Source organism: Pontibacillus yanchengensis Y32, assembly GCF_000770635.1.
Lineage (GTDB): Bacteria > Bacillota > Bacilli > Bacillales > BH030062 > Pontibacillus > Pontibacillus yanchengensis.
The window spans coordinates 1-18,552 of sequence record NZ_AVBF01000037.1 but is presented as its reverse complement, the minus strand read 5'-3'; the positions used below and the strand labels follow the sequence as shown (position 1 = coordinate 18,552).

Here is an 18,552-nt window from a genome sequence, read left to right as displayed (position 1 = left end):
GGGGAGGAAACAGTGAGCATACGATTTTTATTAGGGCGAGCAGGTTCTGGTAAAAGCACACGCTGTTTAACAGAGATTAAAGACCTGCTTCAAACATCACCAGAGGGGCCACCCATTATCTATATGGTTCCAGAGCAAATGACCTTCCAGCAGGAGTATGCTTTATTGAAGCAAGATGGAATAGAAGGAAGCATACGAGCTCAAGTTTTTAGTTTTTCTCGTTTGGCATGGCGTGTACTTCAGGAGACAGGTGGAGGAACGAAAAAGTTTATTAGCTCTACAGGCGTCCAGATGATGCTTCGCAAAATTACGGAGCAACGAAAATCAGATTGGAACGTATTCCAAAAGGCCATTGAGAAGCAAGGGTTTATCGAGCAATTGGAAACAATGATTACCGAGTTTAAGCGGTATCGCGTGACACCACAAACCCTTCAGGAACAAATGAATGCAATGGATCAATATGTTCACCACTATCCTGGGGAAGAAGCGCTTAAACACAAGTTAGAGGATCTATCTTACATATATGAAGAGTTATTATACGCTCTAAGAGAGCAATACATTGACAGTGAAGACCAGCTACAGCTTTTGGCAAACAAAATTGAAGAGGCGGACTTTTTGGAGGGTGCTGAGATTTATTTAGATGGATTCCACAGCTTTACTCCTCAAGAACTGATTGTACTACAAGCGCTAATGAAAAAAGCTGCCCGTGTATCGATTACGTTAACGCTTGATGAACCTCGGTATGGGGAGATACCAGAGCTTGATTTATTCTATCAAACAGGTCATACCTTCCAAGAGATCGAAGAGGTAGCCAATGAAGTATCTGTTCCGATTACGGAAATCAAGCATCTATATGGAGAAGTAGGCCGATTCCAACAAAGGCATGCTTTTGAGCACTTAGAGCATTATTTTAATACAAGACCAGCACCTGCCTATCAGGATAAGACGCCTATCTCGATTGCTCAAGCCGTGCATCCACGTGCTGAGGTGGAGGGCGTTGCGCAAGAGATTATTGAGCTCGTGCGTGATGGTGGCTATCGTTATCAAGATATGGCGATGCTGATTCGAGAACCAGAAGTCTATCACGATATTATTGCGACCGTATTTGAAGACTACAATATTCCTGTGTTTATTGATGAGAAACGAACGATGATGAACCATCCGTTGATCGAATTTTTACGTTCTGCGATGGACGTTATTGAAGGAAACTGGCGATATGATGCGATATTCCGTCTTTTAAAAACGGATTTCATTCCATCATCAGATTCAGAACATCCTCTTACGCAGGAAGCTATCGATGAACTAGAAAACTATTGTTTGGAGTATGGTATACGAACGAAAAACAAATGGATTGGTGAGTCAAGATGGCGTTATCAGCGCTTTAAAGGATTCGACCAGGCATCGCAAACGGATGAAGAAAAACGGAAGGAAGAACGCCTGAATCGATTACGACACCAGGTGACAGCAGCTTTGCTTCCTTTTGACGAATCCCTTCGAGAAGCCAAGACGGTAAAAGAGCGATGCCAGGTGTTGTTTGAGTGGCTAGAAAATCTAGGAGTGCCGGAAAAGCTGGATGCTTGGCGCGACGATTATGATGATCAAGGGCTGATTGAAAAAGGTCGTGAGCAAGAGCAGGTATGGGACGCAGTTGTTCAGTTGTTTGAAGAGATGGTAGAAATGATTGGCGATGACAAGCTTTCGTTATCGGTTTTCCGAACAACGCTTGATACAGGTTTTGAATCGCTTGATTTTGCCCATGTTCCGCCAAATATGGACCATGTCATCGTAGGTAGTGTTGATCGTTCCCGTATTTCAGGCATCAAATGTGCGTTTCTACTAGGCGTGAATGAAGGTTTATGGCCTATGAAGCCACCTGCTGAAGGGATGATTTCTGAACAGGAGCGAGAGTTGTTAGCAGAGCATGGCATGCAGTTGGCAGATAGTAGTAAGCGCCAGTTATTGGATGATCACTTTTACGTGTACCTGGCCTTCACGGCGCCGTCTGATTACTTATGGATTAGTTATCCGCTAAGTAATGAGGAAGGGAAATCCAAAACACCATCTTCCATGGTAAAGCGTATCCAGGAACTTTTCCCGCATGCGGAGGAAAAAATGCTTCTCCAGGAAGATGATGATCATCAGGATGCAGAACGATTTATTACCACACCGGAAAAGACCCGGTCTGTCTTAACTGCCCAACTCTCCCGTTATTTGCGAGGGTATCCGATGAAGGATGTGTGGTGGGATGTACTAGACTGGTTCATTGTACGTGATAAGAACCATCTGGACACGAGACGCGTGTTGATGAGTTTATTTTATGAAAATACACCAGCAAACCTAGGAAACCGTACAACAGAAGAGTTGTACCCGAAGCAAGTCAAAGCTAGTGTCTCAAGGCTAGAAACGTATTACCGCTGCTCATATCAGCATTTTGCTAAATATGGTCTTGGGCTTCAAGAGCGTTCTGTATATAAATTGGATGCACCTGATATTGGCACCCTATTCCACGAAGCGTTAAAGCAAATCACAGAATGGATCCAAGCAGAGGGGCGTGATTGGAACACGATATCCCAGCAGGATACCAACCAGTATGCAGAACGTGCTGTACATCAGCTATCTCCTATCTTGCAGCACCAAATTTTATATAGCTCGAATCGCTATCAATATATTCAACGCAAATTGCAGGATGTAGTTGCTCGAGCTGCTTACATGCTAAGCGAACAAGCTAAGCGAAGTCAGTTCTCTCCCGTTGGACTTGAGCTTGGTTTTGGACCAGATGAAACCATTCCACCAATGAAGCTTGATTTGAAAAATGGGTTTGAACTACTTCTTAGAGGACGTATAGATCGTGTAGATCGCGCTCAAGGAGACGAAGGACTGTTGCTACGCATCATAGACTATAAATCCAGCTCCAAAGGACTCGATCTCGTTGAAGTGTATTATGGACTAGCTCTACAGATGCTAGCCTATTTAGATGTTGTGTTAACGCACGCCCAACAATGGCTAGGGGCCCAAGCTTCCCCAGCAGGAGTACTCTATTTTCACGTTCATAACCCGATGTTATCAGATAACACGTTACTCGATGATGTAGATATTGAAAAAGAGTTATTCAAAAAGTTTAAGATGCAAGGTCTTTTATTAGAAGATGAAGAGATTGTCAAAATGATGGACACGAGCCTTGATTCAGGTACAAGCCATATTGTGCCAGCAGGATTAAAGAAAAATGGGGACTTCTTGAAAAGTTCAAAGACGGCAGAGGAAGCTTCATTCCAACAACTACAAGGGTATATACGCGATTTAATGATGCAAGCGGGAGAAGACATTACAAATGGAAAGGTGGATCTAAATCCATTCCAAAAAGACCAGCAAGCTGCTTGTGATTACTGTGAATTCCGTTCCGTTTGTCAATTTGATCCTTCCCTTAAAGAAAATAGTTACCGATCATTAAAAGGAATGAAGGATGAAGATATTTTAGACAAAATAACGAAAAGAGGGGAGGAATCGTAATGCCTACATGGACGCCAGAACAGGAAAGAGCCATTTATACTAGTGGGAAGGATATGCTTGTAGCGGCAGCGGCAGGGTCAGGTAAAACGGCTGTACTTGTAGAACGAATTATTCAAAAATTACTCAGCCGCGACGAACCTACCGATATTGACTCACTACTTGTCGTAACCTTCACCAATGCAGCGGCACAAGAGATGCGTAATCGTGTCGGGGAAGCTCTTGAACAAGCGCTGGAACAAAATCCTGATTCGACCCATTTGAAAAAACAGCTTTCGTTACTACAGCGCGCTTCCATTTCAACACTTCACTCGTTTTGTATGGATGTAGTGCGCCGCTATGCTTATTTATTAGATTTAGATCCTCAATTCAGGATTGCAGATGAAATCGAAGCGGACTTGATGCGTCAGGAAATTATGGAAGACCTGTTTGAAGAGTGGTATGGAGCTGAAGGCGAGGAACGAGAACGATTTTTTGAAGTTGTAGATAGGTTCTCCAGTGACCGAAGTGATGTAGAAGTGGAACAGCTAATGATGAGCCTATACCAATTTGCAATGCAAAATCCATGGCCTGAGCAATGGATGAACCAAGTAATCGCGATGTACAAAGTTAATCCTGAGACTCCAGAGGATGAACTCGAATGGCTCTCCATCTTAAAGCGTGAGGTGAAAAATCAACTGCACGCCATGCTTGCCGATTCTGAACAAGCGCTAAATCTTACGCGAGAGAGTGATGGACCTTACCATTACGCTGATGCGATTGATGATGACAGAGAGCGTATGCAACAGGCGTTAGGGCTCATAGACCTATCATGGCAGGATTTACAGAACTATATGCAACAAGCGGGGAGTTTTAAAAAGCTCTCCGGCAAAAAGGTCGAATGTGATGAGGAAAAGAAAGAACGCGTGAAAACGCTCCGTGACAGATACAAGAAACGTTGGCAATCCTTAGCACAAGAATGGTTCTCCCGTTCTCTTCCTGCATACCTTCAGGATATGGAGTCATTAGCTCCTGTAGTGGAGCAACTAATGACGCTTGTGAAGGACTTTCACCGACGCTTTCAACAAAAGAAAAAGGAACAAGCTCTAGTGGATTTTGCTGACCTGGAGCACTATTGTCTGCAAGTGTTAATGGATGAGTCTTCCACATCTGAAAATATTGTTCCATCTGAGGTTGCGCAGAGCTATCAAAATCAGTTTACTGAGTTATTAATTGATGAATATCAAGATACCAATATGGTTCAGGAGACCATTCTAAGAATGATTTCTCAAGGCGAACAAGCTGCGAATGTATTTATGGTTGGGGATGTGAAACAGAGTATTTATCGCTTCCGTCACGCTGAACCATCGTTATTCATTTCAAAATATAAGCAGTTTGCTCAAGAGGAACATCCTGCTGAACGTGTCGATCTTGCACGGAATTTCCGTAGTCGTAAAGAGGTGTTGGCAGGTACAAACTATATCTTCCGTCAAATTCTAGATGAAGATGTTGGCGAAATGACATATGACAGAGATGCGGAGCTCATTTATAGCAATACGATTTATGATGAAGTTACCTCAAATGATTCCGAGGCTGAGCTGATGGTTATTGACCGGGAAGCTTCTGATGAAGGGGAAGGATCATCAAATGAAGATGTTCATGATTTAGAAAAAGCGCAACTGGAAGCGAGAGCCTATGCGAAGAAAATAAAAGAGTGGCTAGGGCATGGGGACGGTGAACCATTACAGGTTGTAGATAAAGCAACAGGAGCGAAACGAAGCATCCAATACCGGGATATTGTCATCTTACAACGTTCCATGACATGGGCTCCTACGATAGTGGAAGAGTTGAAGCAACAAGGAATTCCTGTTTATGCTGAATTATCCACTGGTTATTTCGAAGCAATTGAAATTCAAATCATGCTTAGTCTCCTAAAGGTAGTGGATAATCCTCGCCAGGATATACCTCTAGCTTCTGTACTACGTTCACCTATTGTTGGCTTAAATGAAGACGATTTGACAAACATACGATTAGCGAAGAAAAATGCAGCTTATTTTGACGCATTGAAGCAATATCGCAGAGTAGGGGAGAATCAAGAACTCGTACAAAAAGTCGAACACTTTTTGATGCGCTTAGATGCCTGGCGTATCCGTGCTCGACAAGGATCCCTTTCAGAGTTGATTTGGCAAATCTACCGCGAGACAGGTTATTACGATTTCGTAGGTGGTATTCCAGGTGGCAGACAGCGTCAGGCTAACCTTCGTGCCTTATACGACCGCGCTCGTGTGTATGAATCTACATCGTTCCGTGGATTGTTCCGGTTCCTTCGCTTTATTGAAAGGATTGAAGAACGTGGGGAAGATTTAGGAGCGGCACGTGCCTTAGGTGAACAAGAGGACGTTGTTCGGATTATGACCATTCACAAAAGTAAAGGACTGGAGTTTCCAGCTGTATTGCTCGGTGGGATGGATAAGCAATTTAATCAGCGTGATTTAATGGCAAAATATTTACTTCATAAGGATATAGGCTTTGCAAGTAAATATATTGATCCAGAAAAGCGGATTATGTACCCGACACTCGCGTACCATGCATTAAAAAAGGAAAAACAACGAGAATTGCTAGCTGAAGAAATGCGTGTGCTGTATGTTGCGCTGACACGAGCGAAAGAAAAGCTCGTCATGGTCGGCAATGTCTCTTCATTGGATAAGAAAATGCAAAAATGGCAGGAGTGGATTGATCATCCAACCTGGGTTATCCCTTCTCAATACAGGCTTGAAACGAAATCGTATTTGGATTGGGTAGCACCAGCATTAATCCGCCACGAGCAAAATGAGGTGCTTCGCGGTGAAGCATCTATTAATCGTATTCCTGAGGATATATTCAACGATGAATCTAATTGGCGTATTTCTCTTCATCATGCGAATGAGTTCGTAAACCCTGCAACAGTCGAGGAGCAGGACCATGAGGCACTTGAAAAAGCGGTGAAGGAATGGAAGCCATTTAAAGAGGAATCACAATTAAATGATGAAGTAGAACGCAGGTTGAATTTTCAGTATCCTCATCAAAAAGCGATCCATCACAGGGCCAAGCAATCCGTAACAGAATTAAAGCGTCAACGTGAGGCTCGGGATGAATATAGTGCGGATACGTTACTAAAATCCTCAAGCAAGAAGCCAATCGTCCAACGCCCACGGTTTATGCAGAAAAATCAAGAGTTGTCAGCAGCAGAAAAAGGTAGTGCGATGCATACCGTGTTGCAACATATTCCGTTTAACAGCGTGCTTACCGTTCCTGAAATAGAAGAGTACGTAGAGAAATATGTAGATATGGAATTACTTACACGAGATGAAGGGGATGCTATTGATTACCAAGCGATTGAAGCCTTATATCAGAGCGAACTCGGTTCAAGATTGATTGAAGCAGATGTGATTCATCGTGAAGTGCCGTTTACTCTGGCACTTCCCGCCCATGAAGTGTACGCGGATTGGGAAGAAGAAACGAATGAAAAAGTGTTTATTCAAGGTGTAATTGACTGTATGATTCCGACAGAGAACGGATGGATGATTATCGATTACAAAACCGATCAAATAAACCAGGATATTAATGATAAACTTATCGAAAAATTGCAAGATCGCTACAGAACCCAAATTTCTCTTTATGCGGAGGCGTTAGAACGTATTTGGAGAAAGCCTGTAACAGATAAGTACTTGTATTTCTTTAACGGACCACTACTAACTAAAGTAGAATGAGGTGTGAAAGATGGATGAGGAAGTGTGTGAATTATGTGGCCGAAGTTCTGTGGATACTACGGAGCACCATTTGATTCCCAAACAATATGGAGGTACAGATGGACCAGTTGCCCAACTATGTATTCCTTGCCATAAACAAATTCATGCCATATTCACCAATGAAGAGCTAGCTGGATTCTATCACACACTTTTACGTCTACAAGAACACCCCACTATGGAAAAATATCTGAAGTGGATTCGAAAACAGGCACCAGGCAAGAAAATCACTATAAAGAAATCGAATCGAAAAAAAGGTCGGTAATCCCCAATGAAGCATCATTTCACTTGAAATGATGCTTCTATTGTATAGGGCAATGTCCCATATTGCTAGGCGATACAGGTGTGATGGGTTGAGTATATCGAGCGGCGATACATATAAATGTGTGTTTCAAACTTATCGAAAGAAGAGTCGAGCATAAGAGGGGATTTATACATACCGGAAAGCGATACGCACTAAAAAGGAGAACACATGCAAGGAGTCAAGCGTCCAAAAATGTGGAAGGAACTCGAACATATCGGGGGGGGGGCGATATGCACAAGACGAGGAAGGAACCCAAGCATACCGGGGTGCGATACACCCATATCGGATAGCATATCGCTAGGCGATATGGGTGTATTGCCTAATTTCCTCATACAAAAAAATCCCGTATAGTACGGGATTTTTAACAAATCTTACGTCGCAACGGTTGGTTGGTCGATTGCATCAGGGTCTATTGGGTTGGAGGTGCTAAAGCCGTTATTTGTGTTAATAAAGTCCCCTGTGTTTCCACTACCTGATCCAGATACTGATTTAGATGATGTTTTAGGAGAGATATAAAAGGAATCTCCAAAATTTATGACACCACCGCCGACGCTATTTATTTTTATTGGACCTACAATGGATGGCATCCAGTTCACCTACCTATTAGGAAGTGTCTCTTTTCTAGCCTATGCATGGTTATGTTCATCGTTCCATATCTTTATGGTTCTCTTCTCTTAAAATACGGAAGTGTTTAATTCTTGCTTCACCTTCAATGGTATCTATATTACCAATTTGAAATAGACTAGAGGAAGCGATACCGAGGATATCAACAGTACCCACATCAATGTATGGACAGCATGGAGTGTGTGTTTGATTAATCACAGGTCTTTCATCAAATCTAGGGAGCTCCACTCTGAATATAGGGAAATCGCTGTAAGGAAATTCTTCATCTGTAAATGTAGCGCCCTCTTTTTGTACAGCTAGTACCCGGGCAGCTAAGTAAGCTTCAGTGGCGTCCCCAATTTCAAAAATAGAACTATTGATTAACGAAATGACTTTTGCTTGATGGACTCTGGCTGTTCGTTTCTCCATATTACGATGTTCCTTTTTGGTCATCGCGTGCTAATGGTACAAAAGGTGTGACAATGAGCGACTCTGGAGGGGTGTCAAATACAGAGGTGAGTGCAAAATGCTCGTTATCCCCGATTAAAAAAACAGATGAAGATGATACGGCTGTAATACGCACATTGCCAACGTTTAATCCGCAATTGTGGACTTCAAAATTCATGAGTTACCATCTCCTTTATTGGTTTGTTTTTGTAAGAAATGATGGAGGGACTGGTTAATTTCTTGCTTGATCTGATCAACAATTTGATTTCTATGTTCTTCTTCTACCACACCATTTGAAGATGTGGACTGATCCATGTAATAGGATACTCGGTCACCGAGTTGTTTTTGGACGTCTTGTAAAATAAACTGTTGATATGTTTCATCAATAGTTTGATTGTATTCTCTAGCGATAGATTGAAGTTGTGATGGACCTTCTTTTGTCAGGTAATTTCCTAGTTCATTTACTATATTTTCTTTAATCGCTTGCCCCGTATTTTGCTTTGGGGGAAACGGTTCTTGTGGAATCGAGAGGTCCTCCACTCCCATACCACTTCCGGGAGTGAAGCCAATATTCAATGTACCTTCGAGTGTTTCAATTTTTAATTGATCGAATTTATATTCAATTTTTTCAATATTGGTCGATGGTTTTTGCTTATTGGATTCCATGTCTGTCTCTAATTTGTTGATCCGTTTCTCAAGCATTTTCATCTTCTCGTTTTGCTTTTCGACCATTCGATTAAGCTGCTCTATATATTGGTTCCAGGAATCGTAATAGCCCATCGAGACCTCTCCTTTCTAGGCATTGACCTATTTTAGTGTATGAAGAGGAGATGTAAAGTGTGAAAAAAAGCCCTTCTATAGTGGTACGAAAGGCGCTTGAGGTGGTGCTTCTATAGCTTCTGCTTCTTCAGCAGGCTGTTCATACCCACCGGTGTTGTATAAACTGGATTGTGATTGAATGACACCAGCACTTCCTATTTGCAGAACAGATGAGTTACTAATTGATCCGACTTTCAAAAAATGAATCGATATGTTTTGATAAATCGTATAGTTCATAAGCGTCCTCCTTTTAAATATCATCAGAATTGATCGTGGATTGATCAATAGTATCTTCGTCATTTACATAGGTGGTTGAATTGGATAAGTCAATGGATATGCCGTCACCAGTGTTAAAGGATCCACCCCCAGCAAAGGTCTTTGCGGAACTTTCTGGTGCCATGGCGTACACATCACCAATATTAAATATGCTTGAGCTTGAGATGCTTACAACTTTCACGGCTCCGACCTGAGCGGGCATAGGCATACCTCCTTCGTTAGTAGTCTATGAAGGGCGAAAAAAATGGTGAAAGAGCGGAATATTTTTCAAATGTACGTTGACCAAATTGCAACAAAAAGGGTAAAATTACACTAAGTTAACTGGCGTGAAAAGGGGAGGTAAAGAAATGAATCATGCAAAACCGCTAGAGGCTTCCAGGCGTTTGCCATGGATTGATGCGGCAAGAGGATTAGCGATATTAGGGATTTTTATGGTGAATGTACCAGCCTTTAATGCACCTTATTTTATGTATGGTGGGGAAGGTGAATTTTGGGACAGTCAGTTAAGTCATATTGTTCAAGCGTTTATTGATATCTTTTTTCAAGCCAGCTTTTATACGCTATTTTCTTTCTTGTTTGGATTCGGTATGTATATGATGAAGGAACGTCTTCTGGAAAAAGGCTTCGGAAATCGGTATCAGCTAATTCTTGCCAGGAGATTGTTCGTTTTAATTGGCTTTGGCTTGATTCATGGACTATTTATCTGGCATGGCGATATCTTATTTACGTATGGGATGATTGGATTATTGCTTTTCTTGTTTTATGCACGTGAGGCAAAAACGTTGGTTATTTGGGCGTTTGGGTTGCTTACCTTCTATGCAATCTCTTCGATTGGTCTCTATTACCCTGTAAGGGATCGCTTGAACATCGTAGATCGACAAAACATTCAACAAGCTCAAGAGGCATACGGTTCTGGTAATTGGCTGGAGGTTTTTTCGCAAATACAACATGATTGGCTGTATTCGAATGGTTCTGTATTTCAATGGATATTTCTTACGTTAAGTTTATTACCGATGTTCTTATTGGGGATGTACTTTTGTAAAAAACGATTTCTACACGAAACATCGGAGCATAAGTCTACCTTGCAAAAGTGGTGGGCAATTACGTTGGTTTTATTTATCGTATTTAAAATAGGACCGTATCTGTTCGGGAATCCAGAATGGGTACAATACAGTGTGCAAGATAGTATTGGTGGGTCAGCTAGCGCCATATTTTACATTACATCGGTCGCACTTATGTACCAGCGTGGGGTAGGAGAGAAGTTATTTGCACCTTTTACATTTGTGGGACGTTTATCATTAACTAACTATCTATTGCAGTCTGTCATCTGCTTCTTTCTATTTTATTCGGTCGGTTTAGGATTATATGGTTCAGTTCCACCAATAATGAGTGTCGCGATTGTAGTAGGCATTTATTTCTTACAAGTAATCGCCAGCAAGTTATGGTTGAAGTCCTTTCGATTTGGTCCATTCGAATGGTTGTGGAGAACCATTACGTATATGAAAAAACAACCATTGCGCCGCACTCCGAATATAAAGGAGGAAGTATCCAATGAAACATAACCAGATACAAAAAGAAGCAAAGAAATGGGTGGAAGAAGGTATTATTTCTTCTGAGCAATATACAGCTATTTTATCGAGATACCCTAAGCATGATCAGCGCTTCTTGTTAATGGCGTTTGGGGGCCTATTTGTTGGGTTGGGTTTTCTTACTTTCATAGCTTCGAATTGGTCCGATTTAACAAACGCTATAAAAATGGTCATTATTTTGGTAGCTATGATTGGATTTTACGGTGTGGGAGAACGCATTTATCGTAAACATTCACAAGGTATTGGGGCAACGTTTTTAGTCATTGGAGTCCTTACTTTTGGGGCGGGGATTATTCTTACGGGACAGATGTATCATTATATGGCTTATAGTGCGACGGCTTTCTTCATATGGTCACTTGCTGCCATTGCAATTTTTATTTTAAGTCAAGAAGCCATCATGCTCGTACTAGCTTTTGGAATTATTACGATTGGTCAAATCTATGGTGGTTTTACGTATCAGGATTTTCATATTGGGTTAGGATTGCTGTTTCTTATTGGCTTAGGATATTTCACTTATATTCATCAACGGGAGTGGATTTCTACCCTTTATGCAATAGGGTTTGTTTTGCAAAGCCTCGTGCTTGTACTAACATCAGATTTATCGTATTACTGGCTATTTGCATTTTTGTTGTTATTATACAGCCTATCAGAAATCGTACCGAAGGATTTTCCTGTACAAGCTTTTAAACGTCTTGCCGTAGCTGTAGCGTTTCTAATTGGAATCATACAAGTGTTCACCCTACAATCTGGGTGGGTTATGCAAGATATTGAGCTAGAGATTAGTTTTCTACTCTTATTAATTGTCCTGGCTGGTTGGGTTGTTTATCGCAACATTACCACCCACTCTCTAAGCGGTCTTGTAGATTTAGCACTGTTTGTTCCTGTCTTTTTACTACCGGATTTTAAAAGCGCCTTTGTATTAGTTTTGTTATTCATCTTTTCACTCGGTAGGTTGTTATTAGGATATAAAGACGGGGACGCGGAGATGATCAATATTGGGACAATCGCGTTTTTAGTAAGTACCCTTGTAGCTTATTTCCAGGTAGCTTGGGACTTTCTTGATAAATCGGTGTTCTTCTTTATCGGTGGAGTGCTGTTATTTGTGCTTGGTTACTTGCTCGAACGGAGACGAAGGGCTTTCTCTCGTGCGGAGGAAAGAGGTGATCGGTTATGAAGAAATGGTTGTTTATCGTGGTGGTGGCAGCTCAGGCGGTTTACTTATTAGCAATGGCGGGGTCTTATTATTTAATAGAGGATTTCGGTGAAACTGTCACACTTCAAACAGCACCCGTTGATCCTAGTGATGTGTTTTACGGAGATTATGTCATATTAAACTATGAAGTAAGTACCATTCCAGAAGGACAATTGAATGAAGAGGAACTAGAACGAGGAGACAAGGTTTTTGTTTATTTAGCACCTGTTGATGATGGGAGTTATGAAGTGCAAAGAGCATCAATACAAAAACAAGATGCTAAAGAAAACGAAGTGATAATGACCGGACGTTATGAATTTAAAGCAAACGATGGTTTCCAGGTAGACTATGGAATTGGTCGGTATTATGTTGAAGATAATACTGGTGAAACCTATGAAAATCATAGTGGCGACATGACTGTAGAAGTTGCTATAGCACCTTGGGGGCAGAAAAAAATAGTAGGTGTTACATTGGAGGAATAGGATTAGGTTGAACTTCCTATAGAGAATAGTTAGGAGTTAGTTGGTTCTATATACCTATTTATTTTCTAAATTAATATAAAATAGGAAAAAGTTTCTATTAAAAAAATAAGAATTATGAATGATACCCAACTAGACAAGTATCGATGTATAATAAAGGTAATCAGATTCAACGTCAAGTTCATAGCACATCTGTTGAATCTCGATAAAGGCAAACCTGATGAAAATCAGCGACGCAAAGCTATAGGGGCTACGGAGACATGTTGCCACGCATGAATCTACGCCAGCCAGTTACCGAAAGATTGCGGGTGCATTTTATGATCTAACCCACTTTCGGTAGTCGAAGGCAGGGTTATTTTTTATGCAGGAGGAAGTGACCAGTAGAAACTGCTCTACTCGAACCTACATGAATCTATTCCTTTTTACGACCATTTTTAGGAATAGACTAACATGATTAGTTCCCTCACCATTCTTTTCTGACATAAGACCTTGCCTAGACACGTACCTTGTCCTTTTGTAGGACATCCTCTATTTTAGCGTACATCCTTACGTTATTAGTTTATTGTAAGAACACAAGCAGTTGAGTTTTGAGTGATTTTTCCCCTTATACTAAATAGACGGCCTTACGTTTTATACGTAAGGCTCTTTTTTTGTTCTGGGATGAAGGGATGGGATGAAGGGACAGGTCCCTCGTCCCAAAGCAGGGTGCGGGACCAGGGGGAGTGGGACGGGGGACCTGTCCCTTCGTCTCACTGGATTCTTCTGGGTGGTTTTCAGTACAATGAAACTAGGTTTTACAATTGGAGGGTTATAGATGGATTTAGGATTACAAGGGAAGCGGGTTATTTTATTAGCAGCTAGTAAAGGATTAGGGAAAGCAATGGCAACGGAATTTGTAAGAGAGGGAGCGGAAGTGCTCATCTCTAGTAGGGATCCCGAGAATTTATTCTCAGCTGCACAAGAAATCAAGCAAGAAGTAGGTGGAGATGGGCCAGCTCCACACACACATGTATGTGATATAACGAGTGCAAAAGCAATTGAAGAACTGTTTGAGGCAGCTTCCGATAAATTAGGAGGTGTTGATGTACTAATTAATAATGCTGGAGGTCCCCCTGCCGGATCGTTTATGCAATTCAAAGATGAAGATTGGCAGCAGGCATTTGAATTGAATTTACTTAGTTTTATTAGAGCATCTCGCTTAGCAGTGCCGCAAATGCAAGATGCAGGGGGCGGACGTATTTTAAATATAGCATCCTCTTCCATAAAGCAGCCTATCGATGGACTTATTCTCTCCAACACTTTCCGTACAGGAATAGCAGGGTTATCCAAAAGCCTTGCCAATGAGTACGCGAAAGATAATATTCTAGTAAACACCATAGGTCCAGGGAGAATTGGGACAGAACGGGTGGAAGAACTCGACAACAAACAAGCTACTAGAAGAGGGTTATCGACTGAAGAAGTGAAGGCAGAAGCAGAAACAAAGATTCCTATGGGACGTTATGGAGAACCAGAAGAATTTGCAAAGACAGCAGTGTACCTAGCTTCATTTGCGAATACGTACATGACAGGTGAAACGTTAGTGGTTGATGGAGGATATGTGAAAGCTTTATAAATAGTTACAAGCCGCACGGGGTTAACATCACTCACGTGCGGCTTTTCTTAGTTTGCTTCTCTTAATGATGGATGCGCCGTACACAGCATGGTTACGGCAGCTACGCACAAAATGGTCACCGCTGAGAGTAGGAGTGTTTGAGTGGAGAAAAGGTATCCTCCTAATAAAATGACTACCAGATCAATGACGAAGATGACTGCTCCGACATTGATTTTTAACAAATCTGCAATCATTTGTGCTAGCAAATCGGTGCCACCTGTGCTTGTCCCATGGCGAAGCATGAAACCAATACCACCTCCAACAAACACCCCACCAATCATGGAACTGAGGGCAGGATCTAGTGCAAGGTGATGAAGTCTTAAACCATTAAATAAATCAATGAATAGAGATGAGATCAAGAGTCCGTGTAAACTATTATAGAAGTAATATCGATAATGAAACCATGCAATGGTGAAGATAGGGATACTACAGATAATAATAGCTAGTCCAGCTTCCATGCCCCACAAATAATTTGCAATCAAACCAATTCCTATTACCCCACCATCTAATACATGATAAGGGGCCAAGAAAAAATTTATGCCAATTGCCAACAGAGAGCTTCCGATTAAAATTATAGCCGCTTTTTTAAAAAGGAATTTCATAGGAATCTCCTTTACGTGTTTACTTATATGTGTATTCAAGAGATTGTCTTACATACTAGTTTTTAACAGAGCTTGATAGACAATATGTGGCTTGGCAAAGAGCGAATGTTTTGACACGTAAATGCTACAATTGTAAATTAGTATGTGTAGCAACTATTTTGAGAAAGTTGATGTAACAACTAAAGTAGGAAGATAGGTTGCATTGTAGGATGAAAACTGTTCTTATAGTTAAAATATTGAATCACTAGCAACTAAAGGAGTGAACACATCAACATGGCACAAGAATTTGAGAATCAAGAACCTTTGAAACGAAGTGTAAAAGATCATTGGTATGTAGAGTATAGTGAACAACGTTTTCCTTCTATTCAAAAAGGATGGGTTCTCCCTGCAGATCGCTGGAGAGAGTTTGATCCATTTATTTTAATGGCTGAGGATTGGTTCAAGCGAGGCACATTTTCTGATCATCCTCACAGAGGTTTTCAGACAATTACGTATGTTATTGATGGAAGACTTGAGCATGTGGATAATGGGGGAGGACAAGATATTCTCCACCCAGGTGATGTTCAATATATGAATGCAGGTTGGGCTGCTAGGCATGCGGAAGAGGGTGTAGAGGATGACATCGCTCACACTCTTCAATTGTGGTTGAATCTACCGAGCCATTTGCGTAAAACAGAGACAAAATATCAAAACGTGTATCTAGAGGACGTCCCAGAAGTCGCGATAGATGGAGGGTCTGTAAAGGTTTACTCTGGTGACATAGCTGGAGAAAAAGGTCCTTTAGAATCGCTCGTTCCTATTACTCTATCTGAAATTTCCTTAACAGAAGGTGCTTCTTATACTCATCAGTTACCGGAAAATCATAATGCATTTCTTTATGTATTATCAGGAGAAGTAAGTGTAGGGGAAAACGATCCTGTTAATCTGAAAAAACATGGTGTAGCTACCCTTACGTATGAAGAAAATGGCGATGAAACGAAAAAAAGTGAAATAAAACTAGATGCCAAAAGTCGTCGAACAAAGGTATTGGTCTATTCAGGAGTTCCAATTAAAGAAGAAATAGTTCAACATGGACCATTTGTGATGGGGACTATGGAAGAAATAAAGCAAACAATTCAAGACTTCCAACTAGGTAAATTTGGACCTTCCTCTCAATAAAATAATCTATTAAAGAATAAGCTGGAAATGTTGACGCATGTGGTTTCGCCCTAGAAATCACATGCTTTTTAATATCCAGAATATGGTGTGCAAATTCTCTTATTATGGTAAGCCCTTGAATTAAAGGGAATTTCACATCATTATAGAACTAACTGTGAAAGCTATATTATTAATGTAGTTTAGTAGATAGGGGAGAATTTAACTTATGGAACAGTATGTATATCTTATAAGACCAACTAGAGACAGCTTTGTCGATTCCATGACAGAACAAGAAGGGAAAGTTATGGATCGACACTTTGACTATCTAAACGAAATGTTATCTGAAGGAAACTTGATTATGGCAGGTCCTTGCCTGGATGGTGCATTTGGAATAGTAGTCTTTCGTGCTGAATCGGAGGATATGGCTAAGAAGGTAATGGAAAGTGATCCTTCTGTTATGGAAAGAGTTATGACTGGTGAAGTCCATCCTTATCGAGTATCACTTATGGAGAAGGAAAGCCAATAATAGAAAAAAGCTCAGATGACTCTGAGCTTTTGTTCTCGTCTAGGAAATTATAAAATTCAATGCTTGTGTATAACTGAAAAAGTGGTGCGGCCACTTCCAGCTCTAGCGCCCAGCGACTAGTATGCTTCCCTCGCCTCCGTACGATAAGTTAACATCGAATCACTTCGTTCTTCGTGTTGCCTTTATCTCCTACGGAATCAGGGGAAGTTCGATTAAGATCGCTGCATCGTGCAGCAACATCGAACCAACCCACATCGTGTGGGCCGCAGCATATACGTCGCTAGCAGGGCGCTTGCGCTTTTGTTCTTACTATTAAAAAGTTGTTGCAGCCATTGAAGCTCTTTCTAATCCATCTTCAACAATTGCTTCTGCTTTTTGAGGATGTTGATTGTGGCCTTCCACTACTACTGTTGTAATATCTTCAACGCCCCAGAAGCGAAGAATATTCTCTACATAATTCACGGCCATTTCTGCTGACTGGGCAGGTCCTTCTGAATAAACGCCGCCTCTTGCGTTCAATAGTAAGACTTTTTTATCTGGTAATAATCCTACAGGTCCTTCTTCTGTGTAATAGAAGGTCTTTCCAGATTGAGCCAAGTAATCAAAATAGGTATGAAGTACAGCAGGGATTGTGAAATTCCATAATGGGAAAGCAAATACCACTTTATCTGCTTCAAGGAATTGATTTAGATACCCATTCACTACTTCGGTGGCCTCTTTTTCAGACGGTGTTAGCTCCATTCCTTTTGAGAGTTTAAACATACCATTAATTTTGTCGGTGTCGTAATAAGGTAAGTTCTCCTCAAATAAATCTAATTCTTCTATTTGATGATCAGGGTGAGCTTCTTTATATTGCTCCAAAAACGTATGATAAAGCTTAACGCTTACAGATTGCTCGATGGGGCGGGAATTTGCTTTGATAAATAGAACTTTTGTCATGATTTATTCCTCCATATATTGTAAATTAGTTGTTATAGCAACTTGGTTTGTGGAAAAAGTTGGTGTAGCAACTATATAGGGATAAGAATGTTTATTTGGGTTGATCTACATTCTTATTCATCTTGTTAAGGATTCTTTCAAGTTCCATTAGTTCTTCATTTGTTATACCATTACATACGACATCATTAAATTCTTCAGCAATGGGAATAACTTTCTCTCCTAATTGTTTTCCTTCTTCAGTAAGGTATAATTTGAGAGAACGACGATCTTCTATTGAAAGACTTCTTGTAATGAATCCTTTCTTTTCAAGATTAGAAGCCATTCTAGCTACATTCGTTTTATCTTTGTTTAATTTTTGTGCTAACTGATTCTGTGTTAAACCATCCTCTTCCCAAAGTAGCATCATAATTAAGTTTTGTTCTGGAGCCAGGTTGTATGGTTCTAGTCTAGATTTAATCTCATTAGTAAGGTTTAAGTCTGTTTTGTGGAGCTTTATACTGATATAATCTTGAAAACCTAAATTCAAATCGACGCCCTCCAACTATTTAGTTGCTACACATACTATTTTGCGATGATTAGTATATACGCTAGGGGATGGATTGTCAATTGTAACGGATTTTAAATTATGGGGTTACTACTTATGAATTTTTATTCCGATAAAGCCCCATTATCTTGAAGACTTGGAATCGAGATATTTTTAGCAGCTGGTGGGTCCGATGC

At 40.8% G+C, this 18,552-nt stretch carries 18 protein-coding genes and 1 riboswitch; of the genes, 9 read left to right on the top strand and 9 right to left on the bottom strand.

Annotated features, from left to right (window positions below):
- The first annotated feature begins 12 nt into the window (after nt 1-12).
- From addB to N782_RS13245, 3 genes are read left to right on the top strand one after another with little or no spacing between them, the layout of a single operon-like run.
- Nucleotides 13-3,507 (top strand): helicase-exonuclease AddAB subunit AddB, encoded by a 3,495-nt coding sequence (gene addB / locus N782_RS13255; protein WP_036820887.1) that lies wholly within the window; start codon nt 13-15, stop codon nt 3,505-3,507.
- Complete coding sequence (gene addA, locus N782_RS13250; protein WP_036820876.1) at nt 3,507-7,232, top strand: helicase-exonuclease AddAB subunit AddA; 3,726 nt, start codon at nt 3,507-3,509, stop codon at nt 7,230-7,232. The genes addB and addA overlap by 1 nt, the downstream gene beginning before the upstream one ends.
- A 10-nt stretch (nt 7,233-7,242) precedes the next feature.
- Nucleotides 7,243-7,533, top strand: coding sequence for an HNH endonuclease (locus tag N782_RS13245; protein WP_036820873.1), 291 nt, complete (start codon nt 7,243-7,245; stop codon nt 7,531-7,533).
- Nucleotides 7,534-7,943: 410 nt separating this feature from the next.
- Here the strand turns inward: N782_RS13245 and N782_RS13235 are convergent, their stop codons facing one another.
- The 6 genes from N782_RS13235 to N782_RS13210 form a co-directional block, all read right to left on the bottom strand.
- Nucleotides 7,944-8,159, bottom strand: coding sequence for a spore germination protein (locus tag N782_RS13235; RefSeq protein ID WP_036820868.1), 216 nt, complete (start codon nt 8,157-8,159; stop codon nt 7,944-7,946).
- Nucleotides 8,160-8,214: 55 nt separating this feature from the next.
- Nucleotides 8,215-8,604, bottom strand: a complete 390-nt coding sequence (locus N782_RS13230) for a spore germination protein GerPE (protein WP_036820865.1) — start codon at nt 8,602-8,604, stop codon at nt 8,215-8,217.
- A gap of 1 nt (nt 8,605) precedes the next feature.
- Nucleotides 8,606-8,800 (bottom strand): hypothetical protein, encoded by a 195-nt coding sequence (locus tag N782_RS13225; RefSeq protein WP_036820862.1) that lies wholly within the window; start codon nt 8,798-8,800, stop codon nt 8,606-8,608.
- The gene (gerPC, locus tag N782_RS13220; RefSeq protein ID WP_036820859.1) at nt 8,797-9,402 is read right to left on the bottom strand and encodes a spore germination protein GerPC; all 606 of its coding nucleotides are present in this window, start codon (nt 9,400-9,402) and stop codon (nt 8,797-8,799) included. Before gerPC ends, N782_RS13225 begins: the two co-directional genes overlap by 4 nt.
- A 75-nt stretch (nt 9,403-9,477) precedes the next feature.
- Entirely contained in the window at nt 9,478-9,678 is a 201-nt protein-coding gene (locus N782_RS13215) for a spore germination protein GerPB (protein WP_036820855.1), read from the bottom strand.
- A 13-nt stretch (nt 9,679-9,691) separates the two neighbouring features.
- Nucleotides 9,692-9,919 carry a spore germination protein gene (locus tag N782_RS13210; RefSeq protein ID WP_036820852.1) on the bottom strand — a complete coding sequence of 76 codons (228 nt, stop codon included), beginning with the start codon at nt 9,917-9,919 and terminating at the stop codon, nt 9,692-9,694.
- Between the two features lie 145 nt (nt 9,920-10,064).
- On the opposite strand from N782_RS13210, the gene N782_RS13205 reads away from it, so the two are divergent.
- From N782_RS13205 to N782_RS13190, 4 genes are all read left to right on the top strand, one after another.
- On the top strand, nt 10,065-11,279 hold the full coding sequence (locus N782_RS13205) for a DUF418 domain-containing protein (RefSeq protein WP_052111335.1): 1,215 nt from the start codon (nt 10,065-10,067) through the stop codon (nt 11,277-11,279).
- Nucleotides 11,269-12,480: a DUF2157 domain-containing protein gene (locus tag N782_RS13200; protein WP_036820842.1), complete on the top strand. Its 1,212-nt coding sequence runs from the start codon at nt 11,269-11,271 to the stop codon at nt 12,478-12,480. The genes N782_RS13205 and N782_RS13200 overlap by 11 nt, the downstream gene beginning before the upstream one ends.
- A complete protein-coding gene (locus tag N782_RS13195; RefSeq protein WP_036820839.1) occupies nt 12,477-12,980 on the top strand; it encodes a GDYXXLXY domain-containing protein in 504 nt (167 codons plus the stop codon). The genes N782_RS13200 and N782_RS13195 overlap by 4 nt, the downstream gene beginning before the upstream one ends.
- Before the next feature lie 197 nt (nt 12,981-13,177).
- A riboswitch (cyclic di-GMP riboswitch) is annotated at nt 13,178-13,276 on the top strand.
- 515 nt (nt 13,277-13,791) lie between these two features.
- On the top strand, nt 13,792-14,589 hold the full coding sequence (locus N782_RS13190; RefSeq protein ID WP_036820836.1) for an SDR family oxidoreductase: 798 nt from the start codon (nt 13,792-13,794) through the stop codon (nt 14,587-14,589).
- Nucleotides 14,590-14,636: 47 nt separating this feature from the next.
- On the opposite strand, the gene N782_RS13185 is transcribed toward N782_RS13190, so the two are convergent.
- On the bottom strand, nt 14,637-15,230 hold the full coding sequence (locus N782_RS13185) for a YitT family protein (RefSeq protein WP_036820834.1): 594 nt from the start codon (nt 15,228-15,230) through the stop codon (nt 14,637-14,639).
- A gap of 273 nt (nt 15,231-15,503) precedes the next feature.
- Here N782_RS13185 and N782_RS13180 point away from each other — a divergent pair, with 273 nt between their 5' ends.
- Entirely contained in the window at nt 15,504-16,388 is an 885-nt protein-coding gene (locus N782_RS13180; protein WP_036820832.1) for a pirin family protein, read from the top strand.
- 205 nt (nt 16,389-16,593) lie between these two features.
- Nucleotides 16,594-16,893, top strand: a complete 300-nt coding sequence (locus N782_RS13175) for a YciI family protein (protein WP_036820830.1) — start codon at nt 16,594-16,596, stop codon at nt 16,891-16,893.
- A 312-nt stretch (nt 16,894-17,205) separates the two neighbouring features.
- Here N782_RS13175 and N782_RS13170 read toward each other — a convergent pair whose 3' ends face one another.
- Complete coding sequence (locus tag N782_RS13170; RefSeq protein WP_036820827.1) at nt 17,206-17,832, bottom strand: FMN-dependent NADH-azoreductase; 627 nt, start codon at nt 17,830-17,832, stop codon at nt 17,206-17,208.
- Between the two features lie 91 nt (nt 17,833-17,923).
- A complete protein-coding gene (locus tag N782_RS13165) occupies nt 17,924-18,358 on the bottom strand; it encodes a MarR family winged helix-turn-helix transcriptional regulator (protein ID WP_036820824.1) in 435 nt (144 codons plus the stop codon).
- Nucleotides 18,359-18,552: the final 194 nt, after the last annotated feature.